Below are 20,035 nucleotides of genomic sequence, written 5' to 3'. Positions count from 1 at the left end.
AACTCTTCAGTTCAAACCTGTTACTGTTTTCGGTTCTTTCGAACCGGTCGCTCACTCAAAGCTGACAGGTAGTTGAATTACTTCAAAAACCTGACTTACTTTTGTGTGAGACTCTTGATACTTTTGCTATCCCGCCAGATCACGAATGATCGCGGCGGGGAGCTGAATCGAATCAAGCGCCCACACTTATCGGCTGTAAATTTTTAAAGATCAATTCGCTGAAAACATCTGGAAAATCAGGCCTTCCGGTGTTTTCTGCGTCGCTGCATCAGCAGGAGGAGGCGAATTATGCAGGGCGCAGATCGGCTCGTCAAGCGAATCTGCAAAATAATTTTTACAGCCCCTCAATTGGCTTTATTCGCACCTATCTAGCGACCGCCGCCTGATTCCCCACATACGGGCCGAGCGCCGCCAGCCAGCACGCCACGGCCACCGCGCCGCCATCTGGCGATCCAATCGCGCGCTTGCCCAGATAACTCGCCCGGCCCACGCGCGGATGCATATGCGTCGTCGCCTGCGCGCCGTGCGCGGCTGCGGCCACGGCAGCGCTGAACGCCTGCTGCGCCACCTGCCCGTTTTTCAGCGCGTCCTCGAACGCCTCCACCGCCGGTGCCAAGGCGTCGATCATCGTGCGATCGCCCGCCTTCGCGCCGCCTAGCTCACTAATCGCTTCGATCGCGCCTCGCCATGCCTGCGCCCATTCCTGCGGCGTCGGCTCGGGCGTATCGGCAAGCACGCGTGAAGCGCGCAACAGCGCCGTGGCATAGAACGGCCCCGAACTGCCCGCGATGGCGCGACGCAAACTCGCGCCAAGCGCCGCAAGTGCCTGCGGCGCCGTACCCAGCGCATCCACCGGCAACGCCGATGCCGCATCCGCCGCGCGATGCATGCTCGCACCGAGATCGCCGTCCCCGGCAAGTGCGTCGAGTTCGGTCAAACGCGCCTCGTTTTGCACCAGCGCTTGAGCGACGGCATCCAACGCGGCCTTCGCGCGTGCCGCCCACGCTGCGCGCGAAGCATCAAGGGGCTTTGCTACGCATTCCTCATGAATCGCGCTGGACACCACGTCCAATCGAATCGTCGGGTTGATGCAGCCTTTACCGGGCCATGCGTGCGCCTCGGTCGCCGCATCGAGCAAGGCGAGCCGGCTATCGTCGACACGCATCAGCGAAATCGAGCACCCCGGCATATTGAGCGCCGATAGCAGCGTCCCCGCCCACGCACGCTCCACACGCACTTCGCGGCGCTGCAGACTCGAATAAGCCGCACGCAGCACGATATCGAGTTCCATCTGTGGCGTCGCGCCCAGGCCGTTGACCAGCAGCACCACGCGCTCCCCGCGCTTGATGGCCAGCTCTTCGAGGACGTTGACGAGCAGCGCTTCGGTCAGTTCGTCGGCGGGCAGCGGCGCGCTGCGCTCCACGCCTTTTTCGCCGTGAATGCCAAGGCCCAGTTCGATCTCGTCGTCGTTGAGCGTGAAGCTCGATTGCGCCACGCCCGGCAGCGTGCAACCGTCAAGCGCGACGCCCATCGTGCCCAGATTCGCCGCCGCATCGCGCGCGGTCGCCGCCACCACATCGAGCGATGCCCCGCGCGCGGCTGCCGCGCCGGCGATCTTGTGAATCAGCACCGTGCCCGCGATGCCGCGCCGCTGATGCTTCTCTGCGTGAGCGCGCAAAGCAACATCGTCGGCGACGGTCACGACCTCGACCGGAATGCCCTGAGCGCGCGCGAGTTCAGCAGCCAGGCCAAAGTTGAGCCGGTCGCCCGTGTAGTTCTTGACGATCAGGAGCGCGCCCTTCGGGCCTGCCGTCGCGCGGATCGCCGCGAGCACCGCGTCGGTCGGCGGCGAGGTGAACACTTCGCCGCACACCGCCGCGCTCAACATGCCCGCCCCTACATAGCCGCCGTGCGCCGGTTCATGACCGCTGCCGCCGCCCGATATCAACGCGACCGCGCGCGACTGGGCCTCGGGAATATCGCGGCGCACCAGCACGTTTTCATTGCCGAGAATGACGACGTTAGGCGCCTGCAGCGCAATGCCTTCGAGCATTTCGCGCACGACGTCGGACGGTTGATTGACCAGTTTCTTCATGACGTTCCCGATGGATGCGGTTGGACATGCCGACCATCGAGCGCGCACATGCGGCATGCATAGCGCGCTCAAAGGTCCATTCAGTGTACGCCGCTCGTTCGGGCGGCGCGCAATGGCGCTCCATCCCTGCGCGCCCGATACGTCATCAACGTCCGATCAATGCTGCAGGAAATCCAGCACCATGCGATTGAACGCCTCGGCATGTTCCCACTGCGCCCAGTGGCCACAACGGTTGAACACATGCAGTTGCGCGTTCTGCATGCCCGCAAGCAGACGCAGGCCGATATCCATCGGCACAAAGCGATCGTCGCGGCCCCAGATCACGAGCGCGGGCGCGGCGATTTCACCAAGACGCGGACCATAGTCGGTGAATTGCTTCGGATTCGCCGCGAGGCTCTTCACGAAATTTTCGAGGTGGTCGCGGCGCGCAAGCATATTGTCGAGACGCGCCTGCATCAGTTCGTCGGTGATCGCGCTCGCGTCGTAGACAAACACGTTCATCATGCGCTTGAGGTTGTCGATGGTGGGCTCGCGGTAGAGCCCTTGCAGCAGTTTGATCCCTTCGGTGGGCATCGGCGCGAAGTTGCTCGGGCCGCCGGTACCCCCGCCCATCAGCACGAGCTTGCCGACGCGTTGCGGATTCGCCAGCGCAAACGCCACGGCGCTATGGCCGCCCATCGAATTGCCGAGAATATGCACACGCTCGATATCGAGCACGTCGAGCAGCCCTTTGAGCAGGCGCCCATTGAACTCCGAACGCGATGTCGTGCAGACGATGGGGTCGCTCTTGCTCCAGCCCGGGCAGTCCATCAGGATCACGCGATAACCCGCCGCGACGAGCGGTTCGACGTTGCGGTTGAAGTTCGCCCAGCCGCTCGCGCCGGGCCCGGAGCCGTGCAGCATCACGACGGTTTCGGCATTCGATGCGCTCGCACCCGTGTCGTTGTAGTGAATCTGCAGTTCGAGTTCGCCGTCCTTCACGCGCGCGAACTGGCTCGTGGAGGCTTCCGTGATTGTCTGTGCCGTCGAGGTCATGATGATGTCCTTGCAGTAAATCCCGCTAATCCGTCATGAAGCAGGCGCTTGCCCACTCCGCCAAAAATGTTTGATTCAAACGCCTTGTGCGCCTGGCGCGCTGCGCCGCGCGAATCCGCCCACCACGGTCAAAGCCGCGAGTGCAGCGATCACGCAAAGCGGAATGCTCGACGCCACCAGCATCGAAGCGCTCTGGCCCAGCGCGAACAATTGCCCCGCCACCAGCGGCCCGAGAATCGAACCCAGCCGCCCCACCGCCACGGCAGCGCCCACGCCGGTGCCGCGCACTTCCGTGGGATACGCGTGACCCGCAAGCGCATAGAGCACCGACTGGCCGCCCACCAGGAAGAGTCCGCACAGCAGCCCACCGCATGCCATCGAGCCTGCGCCGCCCGCACTCGCCAGCGCCGCAAGCGCCAGCGCAATGCCCACATACATGCCGATCACCGTGCGACGACGTCCAAATCGATCCATGATCGTTGCGATCGCAACGGCACCGATGCCGCCTCCGATGTTGAACATCATCAGCACGATGTTCGACTGCAAACGCGTGAGGCCGCGCGAAAGCACCATCGACGGCAGCCAGTTCATCAGGAAATACAGCACGATCAGCGTGCCGAGATAGCTGATCCACAGTGCAATCGTGGTGCGTGCGCGGCCATGACGCCACAGAGCCTCGCTGACTGCCGGGACGCTTTCACGCGATGCCTTGGCTGCGCGCGCCGCCACGAACTGTTGCGATTCGCGCAGGAACACGCCGAGCAGCGGCACCATCACAATCGGCCCGAGTCCACCGACATAGAAGACATCGCGCCAGCTTGTCGGACTCGCGCCCAGCATGCCGATCAAGGCCGCAATCGCCGCGCCGAACGGCATGCCGCAATACATGGCACCCACCGCCGTGCTGCGCTGCTGCGGGCCTGCGGCTTCGGAGCACAACGCGATGAGGTTGGGCATCGCCGCGCCCAGTCCGAGCCCCGTCAACAGGCGTGCAACCAGCAGGCTTTCGAAGTTCCAGACCAGCGTCGTCGCCAGCGAGAACAGCCCGAACAACGCGACCGACGCCATCAGCACGCGCTTGCGTCCGAAGCGGTCCGCGAGTCGACCGCCCAGCGCCGCGCCCGGCAGCAGTCCAATCGCGCCCGCGCTGAATGCCCAGCCCATCTGCGCCACGGCGAGCGAAAACTCCTTCGCCATGCGCGGTCCGGCCACGCCCGCCGATTGCAGGTCCAAGCCTTCGAGCAACGCAATCGCCAGGCACAGGCCAATGGTCGCCTTGTTGCCGCCTCCGGCAGCACTGATTCGTGACGTCATGTGAAAAGTCTCCAATGTTGGGTGTCAGCCGCTCTTTGCGGCGGCTAATCGTGTGTACTGCGCATGTGTACTGCGACTTCGACGTAGCAACGCCGCGAGTCGCTTGAAGCGACACGCGGCGTGCGTTTTTACTGCATGGCGGTTGTGCTGCGCTGTTTCAGATCCAGCGCCACATCGACGATCATGTCTTCCTGGCCACCCACCATGCGGCGCTTGCCGAGTTCGACCAGAATGTCGACGGCTTTCAGGCCGTACTTCTGTGCGGCGACTTCCGAATGGCGCAGGAAGCTCGAATACACGCCCGCATAGCCGAGCGCGAGCGTTTCCCTATCCACGCGTACCGGACGATCCTGCAGGGGCCGCACGATATCGTCGGCAGCGTCCATCAGCGTGTAGAGATCGGTGCCGTGATTCCAGCCCATGCGTTCCGCTGCCGCGATAAACACTTCGAGCGGCGCGTTGCCAGCACCCGCGCCCATGCCCGCGAGCGACGCATCGATGCGGTCGCAACCTTCTTCCACCGCCACGATCGAATTCGCCACGCCCAGCGATAGGTTGTGGTGCGCGTGCATGCCCGTCTGCGTTTCCGGCTTCAAAACGGCTTTCACAGCGCGGAAGCGATCGCGCACATCGCTCATGGTCAGCGCGCCGCCCGAATCGACCACATAAATGCAGGTCGCGCCGTAGCCTTCCATCTTCTTCGCCTGGACCGCCAGATTCTCCGGCGTGGTCATATGGCTCATCATCAGAAAGCCGACCGTATCCATGCCCAGTTCGCGTGCATACTCGATGTGCTGCTTCGAGATATCGGCTTCGGTGCAATGCGTGGCCACGCGCACGATGCGCGCGCCCGCATCGTAGGCGGCCTTCAGATCGTGAATCGTGCCGATGCCGGGCAACAGCAGCGTGGCGATCTTCGCGTGCTTCACCACGTCCGCGACCGCCTCAATCCATTCGAGATCGCTATGTGCGCCAAAGCCGTAATTGAAGCTCGATCCTTGCAGACCGTCGCCGTGCGCGACTTCGATCGAATCGACTTTTGCGCGGTCCAGCGCCCGTGCGATGTCCTGCACGTTCTGAATCGAGTATTGATGACGAATGGCGTGGCTGCCGTCCCGCAGCGTGACGTCGGAAATATAGAGTTTCTTGCTCATCGCTTTACGCTCCCTGCACGCTCAAGAGCGTTTGCGCCATACGCTCGGCGGTGGCGAGCGCGGCGGAAGTCATGATGTCGAGATTGCCTGCATACGCGGGCAGATAATGTGCAGCGCCTTCCACTTCGAGAAACACCGAGGTTTTCAGGCCGCTAAATTGACCAAGGCCCGGAATATTCAAAGGCGCGCTTGCGGGGATTTCATCGAATTGCACTTTCTGTTTCAGGCGATAGCCCGGCACATAGGCATGCACCTTCGCTACGGTCTCTTCAATCGAGCGCTCGACGGCTTCACGGTCCGCCATTGCAGAAAGCGTATAAACCGTGTCGCGCATCATCACCGGCGGCTCCGCCGGATTGAGTACGATGATCGCTTTGCCTTTCGCTGCACCGCCAACGGCTTCAATCGCTTTCGAAGTCGTCTCAGTGAATTCGTCGATATTCGCGCGCGTGCCCGGTCCCGCCGATTTGCTGCTGATCGACGCGACGATTTCCGCGTAATGCACCTTCGCCACGCGCGACACCGCCGCGACGATGGGAATTGTCGCCTGGCCGCCGCACGTGACCATATTCACGTTGGGCGCGTCGATATGCGCGTCGAGATTCACGACCGGCACGCAGTACGGCCCAATTGCCGCGGGCGTCAGATCGATCACGCGAATCGACGGCTTCAGCTTGCGCAGCAACGCGTCGTTTTTAACGTGCGCGCCAGCAGACGTCGCATCGAACACAAAATCGATATCGGCAAACACGGGCAGACGCGTGAGCCCTTCCACGCCCTCATGCGTGGTCGCCACGCCCAGGCGCGCGGCGCGTGCGAGACCATCGGAGTTGGGGTCGATGCCGACCATCGCCGCCATCTCCAGATGCTGGCTGTGGCGCATGATCTTGATCATCAGGTCCGTGCCGATATTGCCGGAGCCGATGATCGCGGCCTTGAGTTTTTCGGAAGCCATGTGAAGTCCTGTATGTCGGCCTGCAATTCAGGCGGTGAAAGTTGCGCGAACGCTGCCGAGGCCGTCGATCTGCGCGGTATAAGTGCCCGGCTCCTTCACGGCGACCATCGGTCCGAGCGCGCCCGTGAGCACCACGTCACCGGCGCGCAGCGGCGTGCCCAGTTGCACCATGCGATCGGCGAGCCACACGGCCGCGTTGAGCGGATTGCCCAGACACGCCGCGCCGTTGCCGCGCGAGAGCACTTCGTTATCGCGCGAAAGTGTCATTGCACAAGCACTCAAATCGATCTGCGAAAGCGGCACCGGGCGGCTGCCCACGACGAAACGCGCGCTCGACGCGTTATCGGCGACCGTATCGACAAAGCGGATATCCCAGTTCTGGATGCGGCTATCGACGATTTCGATAGCGGCCAGTGCATACGCACTCGCGCGCAGAATATCGACGAAGGTGTGCTTTTCTTGCGTGAGATCGCGTTCGAGCACGAGCGCAATTTCCGCTTCCACCTTCGGCTGGATCAGTTGCGAAAGCGGAATCGGTTCACCATCGCCATACGCCATCGATGCAAACAGCGCGCCGAAATCCGGCTGATCGACGCCCAGTTGTTTCTGCACCGCCAGCGACGTGAGGCCAATCTTGCGGCCCACGATGCGCTCGCCTTTCTGCACGCGTAGATCGACATTCGCTTGCTGCACGGCGTAGGCCGTGGCGATGTCGTCGATGGCGATCTCGCCGCGCACCGGTTCGATCACGGCGCGCGCCGCTTCGGCTTCGCGCAGACGCGCGGCCAGCGCCGCGATGAGTTTCGGATCAGTCAATGCGTTCTCCTGGTTCAATCTGCCGAAGCAGCGGGCGTGGCATGCATGGTGGCGAAACCGGCGATCCACTCGGGAATCGCGCGGTAATAATCGAGCGACGCGCGATACGGGCCATACGCCGCGAGCGCGCCGAACGCCGCTACCCAGGTGCGGATTTCATGCGCGGACTTGCCGCCGTCGCGCGTGATCGCGGCATTCGTCATGCCGTCCACGGCGGTCAGTTCGCCCGAGGCGAGCCGTTCGAGAAACGCGCGATCCCATTCGGGATTGAGCGGATGCAGATGACTATCGCCCTGCGAGAAGGCCCGCGCGGCAGCCACCGTGCGCGCCTGGCGCGCATTGCGCGACTCCTCGGACGGATTGCGGCCCGCGATCAAACGTTCCGCGATTTCAGGCGTTGCGCCGAACAGTTCCGGCACCGGCGGCTCGTGCGAGATGCCGCCCGAACCCACCACCAGCACACGCTTGCCGGTGCGCGCCATGAAGCGCCCGATGGCGTCGCCCAGCAGCCGCGCCCGGCGCAGCGTCGCCATCGGCGGCGCGACGGAATTGATGAACACGGGAATCACCGGGTAGCGATCCAGGCTGCCTGTGAGCACTTCGAGCGCCTGCGCACAACCGTGATCGACCTGCATGCGATACGACAGCGCCACGTCGATATCGGCGGCCAGCACGCTCTCCGCGAGCGCGTAAGCGAGGTCTTCGGGCACCGGCAGCGTGCCCGCGAGGCTCTTGAAATCGCCGATCGCCTGCGCTTTGGCGCCGATGCAGAACGGCGGCATCACGTCGTAGAAGAAGCCGTTGAAATGATCGGGGGCGAACGCAACGATCAGATCGGGCTGGAAAGCCTCGACGCGTGCGCGCGCCGCGCGGCCCACACGCTCGACTTCGGCGACCACGTCCGGGTGCGGATCGAAGTAGCCGTGCAGCGGCGTGTGCGAGAGGCATTCGAGGTGAATCATGCTGGAATTCAAGTGCGGCTCCTGCTCGCTGTTGCTCATGCTGCTTGCGCGACGGCGACGTCGGCGCGCACGGGGCGTTGTTGCGAAGCCTCTTCGCGCAAAGCGATATCACTCATCCCCAACTTGCCGGCCAGCTCGACAATGGCGTCCGATAGCTGCTGCGGCGAGCACACGCCCGCCACGAAGCGATCCGGGCGCAGCAGCACCACCGATTCCGGCAAGCGGCTGAACCAGTCCTTGAGACGCCCTTGCACATCGCCGAGCGCGAGCACGCCTTCGGGCACGTCATCGGTGTAATTGAGCTGGACATCGGGCTTGGCGAACACGAATCGCGCGCCCAGGCGCTCCCACAACGCACGCGCCTGCGGCGTAAGGCCGAAGGTCGGGTCCGCGCCCCAGGCCAGCACCGCGAAGCCATTACCGATCGCATCGTCCAGTCGCACCACGCGACCATCGCTCAGACGCACGCGCGGCTGGATGAACATGCGGCCCACCGGCGACGCCGCGAGCGGATCGCGTCCATAGGCCATGCGCCCGAGCAGCGAATCGCGCTTCTGGCTCATCAAACCCAGCAAACGGCCCGGCGCGGAATCGCCCGCACGTTCGAGCCGGCGCGCAAGCCAGCCGCCCGTTGGTTTCGGCGGCGGCAGCAGCACGACGCCTGCTTCGTAACGGGGCATCGGCTTGAAACGCATTTCGACGAAATAGCGCTTCACCGCCGGGAACACGTTCATCGACTTCACAAATGCATCGCGAAAGCGCGCGCCAAAGCGCGTGTTGGGCGCGAAGATGTCGCCGGCCACTTCGGAAAGATGAATCATCGAACGCGCATGCGCGCGGCGCTCGACGGTGTAGGTATCCAGCAGGCGGCCATCGGCCAGCCCCTTCGCGACCATCGCGAGCTTCCAGCCCAGATTGTTGGCGTCGCGAATGCCACTGTTGTAGCCCTGACCCTGCCACACCGGCATGATGTGCGCGGCGTCGCCCGCCAGCAGGATGCGATCCACACGAAAGGTTTCGGCCAGACGCGCGTTGTGCGTATAGACGCGCTTGCGGATAGTGTTGACCTTGTCCGGGTCCGCCACCACTTTGCGGATCAGCGCGGCCAGGTTGTCGGGCTTCGAGAGTTCTTCCTCGGTTTCGCCGGGCATCACCATGAATTCGAAACGACGAATGCCGTGCGGCAGCGCCGCCGACACATACGGCCGCTCGTGATCGCAATGCATATAGATATGCGGCGAGCCGATCGGATCGTTGCGCACGTCCACCACGATCCATTGATTCGGCTTGGTGCGGCCTTCGAAGGGCACGTTGAGCGCGCGGCGCACGAAGCTGTTGCCGCCGTCCGCGCCCACCAGATAAGCGGCGCGGATCGTGCGGCGCTCGCCGCTTGCGTCGGTTACGTCGATGGACACGCCTTGCGCGTCCTGCACGAAGCCGTTCACACTGGTCCCCAGCAGCACGTCCACATGCTCGAAGCGCGCGAGCCCTTCATAAAGCACGCGATCCGCGAGCGGCTGGATAAAGGCGTTGCGGCGCGGCCAGCCGAATTCATCGGTGCGCGGCTCGATGGACGCGAAGCAATGGCCGTCCTTCGTGACGAAACGCATCCAGTGATCGGGCGTGGTGTGCGGCAACAAGGCGTCAGCCAGACCAATCGACTGGAACACACGCAATGCTTCGTCATCCAAACCAATTGCGCGCGGATAGTCGATAATCTGTTCGAGCTTTTCGATGAGCGTGACGCGCACGCCCTGCAGGCCGAGGATATTGGCGATCATCAGGCCGACGGGGCCTGCGCCGATGATGGCGACGTCGGTGGCGCGCTGGCGCACGCGTCCGGCGTCCGCTCCTGCGGGAAGGGTGTTCATGTTGTCTCCGTGTCAGTCGCCCTTTATCGGGGCGATCTCATGCAAGGCATGGAAGCGAGTCTAGAGTCGCCGCGGCACGCTCTCAACAATTTGAGAGAAATGTGCATAGAATGCACACAGTTGATTTAAAAGAGATTTTTTGATGATGAAGTATGCAAACGTGCGCGGCCTCGCACGCGGCCTGCAAGTGCTGCGGGCGCTCAACGCGATGGAAAACGGCCGCGCCACCAGCCAGCAACTCAGCGACGCCACGGGCCTGCATCGCACGACAGTGCGGCGTTTGCTGGAAACGCTGGTGGAAGAAGATCTCGTGCGGCGCAGTGCGTCGGACGACAGCTTCCGTCTGACGATGAATGTGCGCGCGCTCAGCGAAGGCTTCACGGACGACGAACTCATCGCCACGATCGCGCCGCCAATCATGGGCCAGATGATGCAGCGGGTTGTGTGGCCATCCGATCTCACCACGCCCGACGGCGAGGCGATGATCATCCGCGAGACCACGCACCGCTTCAGCCCGCTGTCGTTTCACCGCGCGATGGTGGGTCGCCGTTTGCCGATGCTGCTCACGGCCGCGGGCCGCGCCTATTTCGCGCATTGCCCCGAGGCGCAGCGCGAAGACATTCTCGACATGCTGCGTGCGGGCGCGGGCGGCGAACAACAGCAGAAGCTGGCCGCCGATGCGGCGTTCGTGCGCAATCTCGTGCGGCAGACTCTGGCCGATGGCTTCGGTTCGAATCACGGCGACTGGGCCGACCAGCGCAAGATCGGCGCACTGGCGGTCGCGATCAACACGCATGGGCGCGTGATCGCCAGCCTCAACATCATCTATCTGGAGCAGGCGATCAATCCGGCGGAGGCCGTGCGGCGCTTCGTGCCCGAATTGCAGCGCGCGGCGCAGGAGATGGAAACGGCGCTCGAAGCCGCGGAGGGCGGCGCAAAGCGCCCGACATCGTAGGCCACCTCGCAGCCCCCCTCGCAGACCCCATAAACCGCGCCACAAAGGCTTTTTTCAACAATTTGCGAAAAAGGCTTGCAAGGCTGCGATACCCTCTCTATAATTCGCGCTCTCAACAGGCTCGTAGCTCAGTTGGTTAGAGCACCACCTTGACATGGTGGGGGTCGTTGGTTCGAATCCAATCGAGCCTACCAACGAATATGCAGTACCGCGCGGCTCAGTTCGCTGCGCAATGACAATGCCGCACTCCTTCACAGGAATGCGGCATTTTCTTTTTTAGCCCCTGAAAAAGCGTATCAATCGAGCGCCTTGTCGTTCGGATGCGCGAACAGATCCTTCATCTGTTGCGAAAGCGGATAGTCGAGATTCATGCCGGTCGGCGGAATCGGCTGTGTAAACCACTTCGTATAAAGCTTCGCCATCTCGCCGGAGGTCTGCATCTTCGCGACCGTTTCGTCCACGAGCGCCTTGAACTGCGGATCGTCACGGCGCAGCATGCAAGCGTAGTTTTCCGACACCGGCGGCGTACCCGTCACCACATAATCCTGCGGATTTTTCGTCTTCGCGCGCTCGCCATAGAGCAGCGGCTCATCCATGACGAAGGCCACGGCGCGTCCCGTCGTCACGTTGAGGAACGACTCCGCGTGATCCTTGGCGCTGATGATCGTCATGTTCATATGCTTCTCCTCGTTCATCTTGCGCAGCATGCGTTCATCCGACGTGCCCGCCGTGGTCGCCACGGTCTTGCCCGCGAGATCGGGGAAATCCTTCACGCCCGAGTCCTTGCGGGTGATGAAGCGAATGCCGTAAAGAAAGATGCTGTTCGAAAACGCGGCCTGATTCTGGCGCTCGAAAGTATTCGTGGTCGAGCCGCATTCCAGGTCGATGGTGCCGTTCTGCATCAGCGGAATGCGGTTCTGCGAGGTGATCGGAATCGTCTTGATCTTGAGGTTAGGGGTATTGCTCTTCTGCTTGACCGCATCGACGATCTTGAGCGCGATCTCCTGCGAATAACCAATCACGTTCTGGTTCTGGTCGTAGTACGAAAACGGAATCGATGATTCGCGCGTGCCGAGCACGATCACGCCGCTGTCATGCACCTTCTTGAGCGTGCCCGTGAGTTCGTCGGCGCGCGCCGCAGCAGTGATCGTGGTCAGCGTCGTGAAGCCCAGTGCCAGCGCCGCGATCATCTTGATTGTGTTCATCGTGCTCTACTCCCAGCGTGTGGTGAAAAACGAAGTGAGAAAAACGTTCAGCGGTTCGGCGCGAATGCATCGCCGTTAAGCGGCAAGGCGCGTTGAGCGATCAGATCGGCCATCAACTGGGCACTGCCGCAGGCGAGCGTAAAGCCCAGCGCTCCATGCCCTGTGTTCATCCAGAGATTGCGAAAATGCGTTGCGCCGATCAACGGCTTGCTGTCCGGCGTGGCGGGCCGCATGCCGGTCCACGTCTGCGCGGCGCTGTAGTCGCCCGCATCGGGAAAAGTCTCGCGCGCCTGACGCGTGAGCAAGGCAATGCGCGCCTGATCGGCCTGCGCGCTCATGCCTGTGAGGTCGACCATGCCCGCGATACGCAGACGCTCACCGAGCGGCGCGTAGACCACCTTGTGATGCGCGTCGGTGACGGAGAGAAGCGGTGCGCCCTGGCCTTGCGCCGCCGGCAGCGTGAGGCTGTAGCCCTTGAGCGGATACATGGGCACGCGCACACCGAGCGAATTCAGCAAGGGCTGGCTCTGCATGCCCAGACAGACGACGAAAGCATCGGCCTCGATTTCGCCCGCTGAGGTCACTGCGGCTTCGACTGTCTCGCCTTTCGTTCGCAGTCCGGAAAACTCCGTGGCGACACGCACATCCACGCCGTCGCGCTGAGCCGCGCGTGCAAGGCCGCGCGTGAAGCTGTCGCAATCACCGGCTTCTTCGCCTGGCGTGTGAATGCCGCCCGCGATGTCGCCGCCGATATGCGCCAGCGCCGGTTCGAGCGCGACGCACGCCGCGCCATCTAGCGCATGTTGCTCGCAGCCCAGTTGAGCCTGATAGTCAGCCTGGCGGCGCGCCCCTTCGAAGCCATCCCGATCGCGAAACACCACGAGCTTGCCATTGCGCACATAGTCGAATTTGATGGTTTCGCGCGCAACGATTTCATGCATGAGACGCTGGCTCAGAAAGCCCAGGCCAAGCAATTCCGCCGTGGTGGCGCGGCTGCGCGCGTGCGTGCAGGCTCGCAGAAAAGCCGCGCACCAGTGCCATTGACGTAGATCCAGCCGCGGCACGAAGCGCAGCGCGGCGTCGCGCGAGAAGAGCCATTGCGGCAGTTTCGGCAGCACCGAGGGGTCGGCCAGCGGCGCCACATAGTTGTAGCTCAACTGGCCGCCGTTGGCGTGGCTGGTCTCCTGCGCCACGTTGGCGTGACGCTCCACGAGCGTCACCTGATGTCCATCGCGGGCAAGAAAATACGCGGTCGTGACCCCGATCACCCCGCCGCCCAGCACGCAAATTCGCATATCCCGTTGTTTCCGCTTTCTATGTTCCTTCCAGTCTCGCCGGGCAAAAAAAGGAACTCAATTGCGAATCGAACGGGGGATATAACCTCAGGTTAAGGCGAGCGCGCCCACACGAGCGGCTTCGCGCTCGCCATGCGCCGCTGCACGTGCGGCCGCGCCATCGGCCAGATGGAACACGGAAACGGCTTCGCGCAGCGCGTCGGCCTGCGATTCCAGCGACTGCGCCGAAGCCGCCGCTTCCTCCACCAGCGCCGCGTTGCGCTGCGTGACTTCGTCGATCTGCGCGACTGCGCGATTGACCTGCTCGATGCCGTCGCTCTGTTCGTGCGTGGCCGCCGTAATTTCGCCCATGATGTGGCTCACGCGCGCAACGGCGTCGCGCGCCTCGCCCATCGTGTGACGCGCCTCCTCGACCAGACGCGCGCCCGTACCCACCGTCGCCACCGACGCGGCGATCAGTTCCTTGATCTCCTTGGCCGCCGTCCCCGAGCGCTGCGCGAGGCTGCGCACTTCCTGCGCGACCACCGCGAAGCCGCGCCCTTCCTCGCCCGCACGCGCCGCCTCGACAGCCGCGTTGAGCGCAAGAATATTGGTCTGGAACGCGATGCCCTCGATGATGCCGGTGATCTCCTCGACCTTGCGCGACGACGTCGAGATATCGTTCATCGTCTCGTTCACGCGCGCGACCACGTCCGCGCCGCGTGAAACGGTGCTCAGCGCACCCTGCGCAAGGCCGCTCGCCTCCTGCGCGCCCGCCGTGTTCTGGCGCACCGCCGCCGAAAGCTGCTCAAGGCTCGCGGCAGTTTCCTGCAACGCCGCCGCCTGCTGCGACGTGCGGCTCGACAGATCGACATTGCCTGCCGCGATCTGATTGGCGCCCAACGTGATCTCCTGCGTGCTGCCGCGCACGCGCGCGACCGTGCCGATCAGCGCTTCGCGCATCTGCGCCAGCGCGCCGAGCAGTTGGCCCATTTCGTTACTCGAGCGCACGCGCACATCCACGGTCAGGTCGCCGGCAGCGATGCGCTGGAAGTGGCGAATCGCCGTATCGACGGGCTTGACCACCGCCGCCGCCAGCCCGCTGCGCGCGATCAGACCGATTGCCACGCCCACCGCGCCAATCACGCCGAACACGATGAGCGAGAGACGAAAGCGCGTCGCCGCGGTTTCGGCATTGCGCTGCTCGCGCGCCTCCTGCCAGTCTTCCAGCGCGTCGATGGCCTTCGCGTAGGTGCCGTAATAGCGGTCGGCGGTTTCGCCCTGGATGGTGCGGAAGGTGTTGAAGTCGTTGTCGACGAGCGCCTTGTACTCGGGTTCGAGCGCCTGCTCGACCAGCGCCGTGCGCGCCTGCGCCACGGTCTGCGCGAGGCGCGCCTCGTCGTTATCGGCGAACGGGCCGGCGCTGTAGGTCGCGAAATCCTTGTTCGAATCGGCGAGGATCTTGTGCGCCTGGTCGAGCATGCCCTCGGTGGACTTGCCCACGCTGAAAAGCGTCTCGTAGCCGCCCAGCGCGAGACGCACCTGCAGGAGCCGCTCGGAACTGGTCTTGAGCGCAGCGAGCGACTGCGCGCTGCGCTGGGTGTCGAGCAGGCTTTCGTTGGTCAGTTTCAGCGCGCCATAGGCCACGCCAATCACGACCAGCAAAAAGGCGACAAAGATGCCGATGACGAGGGTGAGCCCTCCGCGAATCGTGATGTTCCTGAGCATGTGGTCCGGTCTCCTGGCGTATAGGTCCGCGATCGCTTTGGTGGGCGTCGCTTTTTGCGTCTGCTTTTTTGCGTCTTTTGCGTCTATTTGTGTGACTTCTTATGTTGCGCATTCGTGCTCTTCGACTCGTCCTATCGGCAGGCGCGCGGCGCGGGCGCATAGGGGATATCCATGAGAGCGACACGGGTAGCCGGGTAAGGCGATATGCGTTTCGTGCTATCGTTTTCCTTTCATTTGTTGACCTGAGCGGCCTTTTCGACGACTTTTGGCAGGTTTTTCGCCCTTTTTCGTCATCACGCCGCGCTTTCGCCTGCTCCCATCATGTCCGACCTCTCCTCGCCGCTGGCGCGCGCGCCGCGCCGCCTCGACTCCATCAATCCGAAGTCGCTTGCCCTGGCGCTGCTGCTCGTGGCGCTCGGCGCCGTCTATCTGGCGCAGACGGTCAGCGCCCGTCAGGCCGCGCTCTATGTGGTCGGCGCGCTGCTCGGCATGACGCTCTATCACGCGGCGTTCGGCTTTACGTCGGCGTGGCGCGTGTTTATCGCCGATGGTCGCGGCGCGGGCTTGCGCGCGCAGATGCTCATGCTCGCCATCGGCGTGCTGCTGTTCTTCCCGGCGCTTTCGGCGGGATCGCTGTTCGGCCATCCGGTGGTGGGGCTGGTGTCGCCCGCCGGGACGTCGGTGATCGTCGGCGCGTTTGTCTTCGGCATCGGCATGCAACTGGGCGGCGGTTGCGCCTCGGGCACGCTCTATACCGTGGGCGGCGGCAGCACGCGCATGGTCGTTACGCTGATCGCGTTCGTGATCGGATCGGTGGTCGCGACTGCGCACATGCCGTTCTGGACGTCGATGCCGCAACTCAAGCCGCTCTCGCTCGTCAACGCGCTCGGCGTTGCGCCCGCGATCGTGCTCAACCTTGCGGTGTTCGCGGCGATTGCCGCGCTGACCGTGGCGATCGAAAAGCGCCGCCATGGCCGCCTCGTCAATCAGCCGGAACGCGCGCCGCATGCCTCGCCGTGGCTGCATGGTCCGTGGCCGCTGCTGGCCGGCGCCGTCGCGCTTGCCGTACTCAACTTCGCGACGCTCGCGCTGTCGGGCCGACCGTGGGGCGTAACCTCGGCGTTCGCGCTGTGGGGCGCCAAGGGCTTCGCCGCGCTCGGCGTCGACGTGGCGAGCTGGAAATACTGGATGGCCGGCCCGAACGCGGCCGCGCTCGCCGCGCCCGCCAGCCACGACGTCACCACGGTGATGGATATCGGCATCGTGCTGGGCGCAATGGCCGCCGCCTCGCTTGCGGGACGTTACGCGCCGGTCTGGCGCATTCCGCTGCGCTCGCTGGTGGCGGCGATGATCGGCGGGCTACTGCTGGGCTATGGCGCGCGGCTCGCGTATGGCTGCAATATCGGCGCGTATTTCAGCGGGATTGTGTCGGGCAGCCTGCACGGCTGGCTGTGGCTCGTGTGCGCTTTCGCGGGGAATGTTGTCGGCACGCGTCTGCGCCCGATGTTCGGGCTGGAAGTGGAGCGGGTGAAGAATACGGGGTGCTAAGCAGCATCCCGAGACAGCGCTAGAGAAGGCTTTGCTGGAGCGGTGCGCGATGCTCGAAGACCTTGACGATATGGTTGTCGGTCTTCAACGCGCCCGCATCCACGGTTTGAATCTGCCGTAGATCAACCACGAGCACATCCCCCTTTCCGAAGCGCTCGCCCGCATTGATCCGGGCCAGAAATGCTTCGTCCTCAAGCGAAGCAAAAAACGGGTACTGCCCGTCGTGAACCCGCCATTTGTTGCCGTCCTTGAACACGACCGATTCGATCAAGAGCACTTTGCGCACGACGTGATCGGTCACCACCTCTCCTTCGCTCATCGACGCTTCGAAAACCGGCAATTCTGCATCGTCGATTGCAAGTTCGATTTGCTCGTCGCGAACAATGCCAAAGCTGGTGATGCCCTCGCGCGCGAGCGGAGACAGCGTTTTCTGAAGCGCAACGCGCACGCTTTGGCTGCGCCAGAGCCGCACGACCTGATTCTCGACCTCGATAGATTCGGTATCGGTAATCCAGATACGCACGTTTTCGCCTGCGGGTTCGACGCGGTGCACGCGACGCCCACGCAGCGCGCGCAACAAGCCGATGACACCGCCTCCGCCGACGCAGCCCAGCACGCCGAGTATGGTCCATGCGTTGGCGACAGCAGTCGCGCTGCTCCCCGCGAACATATCGCGCAGTTGCGAAAGAAACTGCTGGACGAAGATCAGCTCGATATTGAACGACCCGGCGCGAAAGCTGCCCTTCACTTCGACGCGCACATCCGCGGCCTCGCCATTGAGTACGCGGTTGGCGGCAGTGAACAGATCGGCCATTGCGACCAACGCCGGAGCCAGGTCGCGCACGTCCATGCGATGCTCCGCCAGTGCGGGGCCGTCATAGACAACGTTGAAGCGCTCGTGGTTGCTCATGTCGTGAGTGCCAGGCAAGCCAATATTCGGGTTGCCATTGCTTGATGATTTTCCAGTCGATCCTAACATGAGTGTGCGCCGGGTCCGGGAAGCTCTGCGATTGCGATGGGAAGTGAAAAAGCTGCCCGTGCAGCGGCGCCTGATCGCAGGATTTGCTTTGTCAGCAAGGAAACAAGATAGGCATGCCAGGCAATTTATCGATTATCGACTGCCATGACGGCGTCGAGTTTGATCGCGCTCAGGCTTGATGCAAGCACAAATAGAAAGGGCAAAGCCCATACGGCCTTGCCCTCTTTCACTACCCGGTTTTCAGGCTACGCCCAAACCGATCAGATCTTCAAACGCGTAACCTTCGTGCCCGCGAGCGAGACGTCCGCCATCAGGCCGGCGTTGGTCATCACGAAGACTTCGACCGGGTGCGTTGCCGTGTTGGTATCGACCGCGCCGTTCGCGCCAACCGTCACGAGCGCGACCGAGGCGTCCGCGCCCGCTGCCCAGCCGTCGGTGTTGCGGAATTTGTCCAGCGAGTCCTGGGTCATGAAGCAGAAGATGATGGCCTTCGACTGCGCACCGGCCTGCAGGCCGAACGAGCCAGACACCGTGCTGTAGTAGCCGGTCGTTGCGCCGCCCACGCGCAGCGAGCCTTCGCCGTACTGCGCGCCGACGATAAAGCCCGCCTGCAGCACCGACGGGAACACGAGCACGCCGCGCGACTTGGCAACCAGCTCGCGCGAGCCCTTGACGGTCGAATACAGCTTCGTCATCGCGTCGTCGACATTGGCGTCGATCGACTGGCGCTTCGACATATCCGTCGAGGCGTTGGAGGTGTTGCCCGGCGTAGTGGTGCAGCCTGCGAGCGCCATACCGCCGGAGGCAAGCGCTACGGCTGCCGAAAGCATGAAGTTGCGTCGTTGCATGTCGTTTTCTCCACACGAATAAGAGTTTGCGGAGGGATACAGCAAGCGACGTGCCCGGCGTCGATCCGGCCTCGCTTTCACCCTCTCCCCAGCCGCGAAATGGAGGCGGCTGCGCGCCGTCAGCCCCCACTTCCAGCCGATTGTGCCCGATTTACAAGATAAGAGCGCTCAAGCGTCGCAAACCTGTGCAGCGGCGACGGAATCGAAGCCGATCGCGCAAAAAGAGAAAGGCGCCCGAAGGCGCCTGCGTGAATACGTGCACAGCGTGAATTAGCTGCAAGCGCGCCGTGTACGCACTACACGGCGCGCTTGCACTGGAGGCTCAGGGCGCCGTGGCTTGCCATGAGGGATCGGGATCGAAGCTCTTGAGCGCGGCGGCCGCTTTCGCGCCGTTCGGCCCAAGGTTCTTCTGGTAGAGCTTGCCGTCCTGATTGACGATAAAGCTCATCACGCCCGTCTTGCCGTATTGTGCCGGCCAGGCCACCAGTGCGAAACCATGGGTCAACTGCCCACCTTCCAGATAGCTGCGCGCACCGCCATCCGCATGCGCGCCCTGCGCCGTGAGAATGCGGAAGTGGTAGCCGTGGTAGCCCTCCTGCGGCGTGATCTTCGAATTGTTCGGCATGGTTTCCGCGAGCGGGCCAAGCGGGCTTTCGTCCTCGCCGGGGCCAACTGGCCAGTACAGGCCGTCATGCGTCCCGGGCGTGCTCACGATGCGCTGGGCGTAGTGCTGCGTGAGCTTGCGGTAGTCGTTCTGCGCATCGACATAGGCCAGCGACGAAAGCATGGCCGCGCGCTCATTGCGGCCGATGCGCCGCGTGAGCACTTCGATCCCGCCTTCACGCGGGTCGAAGCGCCAGCCGCTGCCGCTTTGCACCAACGGGACCGGCAGCGTCCAGCCGCTGTCGCCCACGGTCAGATGCGCGCTGGCCTTGCCTGCGACGGGCGTGGTGTCGGGCACGATCTGATGGCCTTGCGCCCACGCGCCAAGGAAGTCGTTGATGTCATCCTCGCCGATGTTCTGCGTGGGGATGAACTGCTGGAAGTTGCTGCCGAGCACGTGCTTCATCGCTTCGTGGTCGTTGCTGGAGAGCGCGTCGGTGAAGGCCTGGGCTGCGGCATCGGGCGTGGGATACACGGCCTGCGCCGAGGCCGCGCCCGCTCCGGGGACAGCCAGCAAGGCGGGCGCGGCGAACAGCGCGAATGCCAGCGCCGCGCTGAGCCGGGCGAGCCCGGCAGGCCGCGCGCCTTGCGACGGGCGGCGTGCGTGAGTACGGATCATCGCGAGACTCCTAT

General features: G+C 63.6%; 15 protein-coding genes, 1 tRNA gene and 1 pseudogene. 3 read left to right on the top strand and 14 right to left on the bottom strand.

The features are described 5' to 3' along the window. Window positions 1–364 precede the first annotated feature (364 nt). From F3J17_RS29755 to F3J17_RS29720, 8 genes are all read right to left on the bottom strand, one after another. Window positions 365–2,095 (bottom strand): dihydroxyacetone kinase family protein, encoded by a 1,731-nt coding sequence (locus tag F3J17_RS29755; RefSeq protein ID WP_167067833.1) that lies wholly within the window; start codon window positions 2,093–2,095, stop codon window positions 365–367. Between the two features lie 156 nt (window positions 2,096–2,251). Next, window positions 2,252–3,130, bottom strand: coding sequence for an alpha/beta fold hydrolase (locus F3J17_RS29750; RefSeq protein WP_167067830.1), 879 nt, complete (start codon window positions 3,128–3,130; stop codon window positions 2,252–2,254). A 75-nt stretch (window positions 3,131–3,205) separates the two neighbouring features. Further along, window positions 3,206–4,444 (bottom strand): 3-(3-hydroxy-phenyl)propionate transporter MhpT, encoded by a 1,239-nt coding sequence (mhpT, locus tag F3J17_RS29745; RefSeq protein WP_167067827.1) that lies wholly within the window; start codon window positions 4,442–4,444, stop codon window positions 3,206–3,208. Window positions 4,445–4,572: 128 nt separating this feature from the next. Then, on the bottom strand, window positions 4,573–5,598 hold the full coding sequence (mhpE, locus tag F3J17_RS29740; RefSeq protein WP_167067824.1) for a 4-hydroxy-2-oxovalerate aldolase: 1,026 nt from the start codon (window positions 5,596–5,598) through the stop codon (window positions 4,573–4,575). Window positions 5,599–5,602: 4 nt separating this feature from the next. Then, on the bottom strand, window positions 5,603–6,553 hold the full coding sequence (locus F3J17_RS29735) for an acetaldehyde dehydrogenase (acetylating) (protein WP_167067821.1): 951 nt from the start codon (window positions 6,551–6,553) through the stop codon (window positions 5,603–5,605). Between the two features lie 27 nt (window positions 6,554–6,580). Further along, window positions 6,581–7,369, bottom strand: coding sequence for a 2-keto-4-pentenoate hydratase (gene mhpD / locus F3J17_RS29730; RefSeq protein WP_167067818.1), 789 nt, complete (start codon window positions 7,367–7,369; stop codon window positions 6,581–6,583). 14 nt (window positions 7,370–7,383) lie between these two features. Next, complete coding sequence (locus F3J17_RS29725; RefSeq protein WP_167067873.1) at window positions 7,384–8,331, bottom strand: 3-carboxyethylcatechol 2,3-dioxygenase; 948 nt, start codon at window positions 8,329–8,331, stop codon at window positions 7,384–7,386. A 35-nt stretch (window positions 8,332–8,366) separates the two neighbouring features. Then, a complete protein-coding gene (locus F3J17_RS29720) occupies window positions 8,367–10,202 on the bottom strand; it encodes a bifunctional 3-(3-hydroxy-phenyl)propionate/3-hydroxycinnamic acid hydroxylase (protein WP_167067815.1) in 1,836 nt (611 codons plus the stop codon). A 142-nt stretch (window positions 10,203–10,344) separates the two neighbouring features. Between F3J17_RS29720 and F3J17_RS29715 the strand changes: the two genes are divergently transcribed. Both F3J17_RS29715 and F3J17_RS29710 read left to right on the top strand, forming a co-directional pair. Then, a complete protein-coding gene (locus F3J17_RS29715; RefSeq protein WP_167067812.1) occupies window positions 10,345–11,157 on the top strand; it encodes a DNA-binding transcriptional regulator in 813 nt (270 codons plus the stop codon). A 117-nt stretch (window positions 11,158–11,274) separates the two neighbouring features. Then, window positions 11,275–11,351: transfer RNA gene (locus tag F3J17_RS29710), tRNA-Val, on the top strand. A gap of 102 nt (window positions 11,352–11,453) precedes the next feature. On the opposite strand, the gene F3J17_RS29705 is transcribed toward F3J17_RS29710, so the two are convergent. From F3J17_RS29705 to F3J17_RS29695, 3 genes and pseudogenes are all read right to left on the bottom strand, one after another. Next, window positions 11,454–12,347: a glutamate/aspartate ABC transporter substrate-binding protein gene (locus F3J17_RS29705; protein ID WP_240161210.1), complete on the bottom strand. Its 894-nt coding sequence runs from the start codon at window positions 12,345–12,347 to the stop codon at window positions 11,454–11,456. A 62-nt stretch (window positions 12,348–12,409) separates the two neighbouring features. Beyond that, window positions 12,410–13,663: pseudogene (locus F3J17_RS29700) on the bottom strand (D-amino acid dehydrogenase); the annotation flags it as partial. Between the two features lie 81 nt (window positions 13,664–13,744). Beyond that, window positions 13,745–15,364: a methyl-accepting chemotaxis protein gene (locus F3J17_RS29695; protein WP_167067803.1), complete on the bottom strand. Its 1,620-nt coding sequence runs from the start codon at window positions 15,362–15,364 to the stop codon at window positions 13,745–13,747. 321 nt (window positions 15,365–15,685) lie between these two features. Here F3J17_RS29695 and F3J17_RS29690 point away from each other — a divergent pair, with 321 nt between their 5' ends. Further along, a complete protein-coding gene (locus F3J17_RS29690) occupies window positions 15,686–16,912 on the top strand; it encodes a YeeE/YedE family protein (protein ID WP_167067800.1) in 1,227 nt (408 codons plus the stop codon). A gap of 19 nt (window positions 16,913–16,931) precedes the next feature. Here F3J17_RS29690 and F3J17_RS29685 read toward each other — a convergent pair whose 3' ends face one another. From F3J17_RS29685 to F3J17_RS29675, 3 genes are all read right to left on the bottom strand, one after another. Beyond that, a complete protein-coding gene (locus F3J17_RS29685; RefSeq protein ID WP_167067797.1) occupies window positions 16,932–17,822 on the bottom strand; it encodes a hypothetical protein in 891 nt (296 codons plus the stop codon). 329 nt (window positions 17,823–18,151) lie between these two features. Further along, window positions 18,152–18,739 carry a YSC84-related protein gene (locus tag F3J17_RS29680; RefSeq protein ID WP_167067794.1) on the bottom strand — a complete coding sequence of 196 codons (588 nt, stop codon included), beginning with the start codon at window positions 18,737–18,739 and terminating at the stop codon, window positions 18,152–18,154. Between the two features lie 322 nt (window positions 18,740–19,061). Further along, a complete protein-coding gene (locus F3J17_RS29675) occupies window positions 19,062–20,021 on the bottom strand; it encodes a DUF2950 domain-containing protein (RefSeq protein WP_167067791.1) in 960 nt (319 codons plus the stop codon). Window positions 20,022–20,035: the final 14 nt, after the last annotated feature.

The organism is Burkholderia sp. Ax-1719, assembly GCF_011753055.1.
In the GTDB taxonomy this organism is placed as follows: domain Bacteria; phylum Pseudomonadota; class Gammaproteobacteria; order Burkholderiales; family Burkholderiaceae; genus Paraburkholderia.
Note: the sequence above shows the minus strand (reverse complement) of the source record. Positions and strands in the feature narration are given on the sequence as shown.

Coding starts and splice junctions, on each gene's coding strand:
- F3J17_RS29755 (WP_167067833.1), bottom strand. CDS start 2,095: ATGAAGAAACTGGTCAATCAACCGTCCGACGTCGTGCGCGAAATGCTC.
- F3J17_RS29750 (WP_167067830.1), bottom strand. CDS start 3,130: ATGACCTCGACGGCACAGACAATCACGGAAGCCTCCACGAGCCAGTTC.
- mhpT (WP_167067827.1), bottom strand. CDS start 4,444: ATGACGTCACGAATCAGTGCTGCCGGAGGCGGCAACAAGGCGACCATT.
- mhpE (WP_167067824.1), bottom strand. CDS start 5,598: ATGAGCAAGAAACTCTATATTTCCGACGTCACGCTGCGGGACGGCAGC.
- F3J17_RS29735 (WP_167067821.1), bottom strand. CDS start 6,553: ATGGCTTCCGAAAAACTCAAGGCCGCGATCATCGGCTCCGGCAATATC.
- F3J17_RS29725 (WP_167067873.1), bottom strand. CDS start 8,331: ATGATTCACCTCGAATGCCTCTCGCACACGCCGCTGCACGGCTACTTC.
- F3J17_RS29720 (WP_167067815.1), bottom strand. CDS start 10,202: ATGAACACCCTTCCCGCAGGAGCGGACGCCGGACGCGTGCGCCAGCGC.
- F3J17_RS29715 (WP_167067812.1), top strand. CDS start 10,345: ATGATGAAGTATGCAAACGTGCGCGGCCTCGCACGCGGCCTGCAAGTG.
- F3J17_RS29705 (WP_240161210.1), bottom strand. CDS start 12,347: ATGATCGCGGCGCTGGCACTGGGCTTCACGACGCTGACCACGATCACT.
- F3J17_RS29695 (WP_167067803.1), bottom strand. CDS start 15,364: ATGCTCAGGAACATCACGATTCGCGGAGGGCTCACCCTCGTCATCGGC.
- F3J17_RS29690 (WP_167067800.1), top strand. CDS start 15,686: ATGTCCGACCTCTCCTCGCCGCTGGCGCGCGCGCCGCGCCGCCTCGAC.
- F3J17_RS29685 (WP_167067797.1), bottom strand. CDS start 17,822: ATGAGCAACCACGAGCGCTTCAACGTTGTCTATGACGGCCCCGCACTG.
- F3J17_RS29680 (WP_167067794.1), bottom strand. CDS start 18,739: ATGCAACGACGCAACTTCATGCTTTCGGCAGCCGTAGCGCTTGCCTCC.
- F3J17_RS29675 (WP_167067791.1), bottom strand. CDS start 20,021: ATGATCCGTACTCACGCACGCCGCCCGTCGCAAGGCGCGCGGCCTGCC.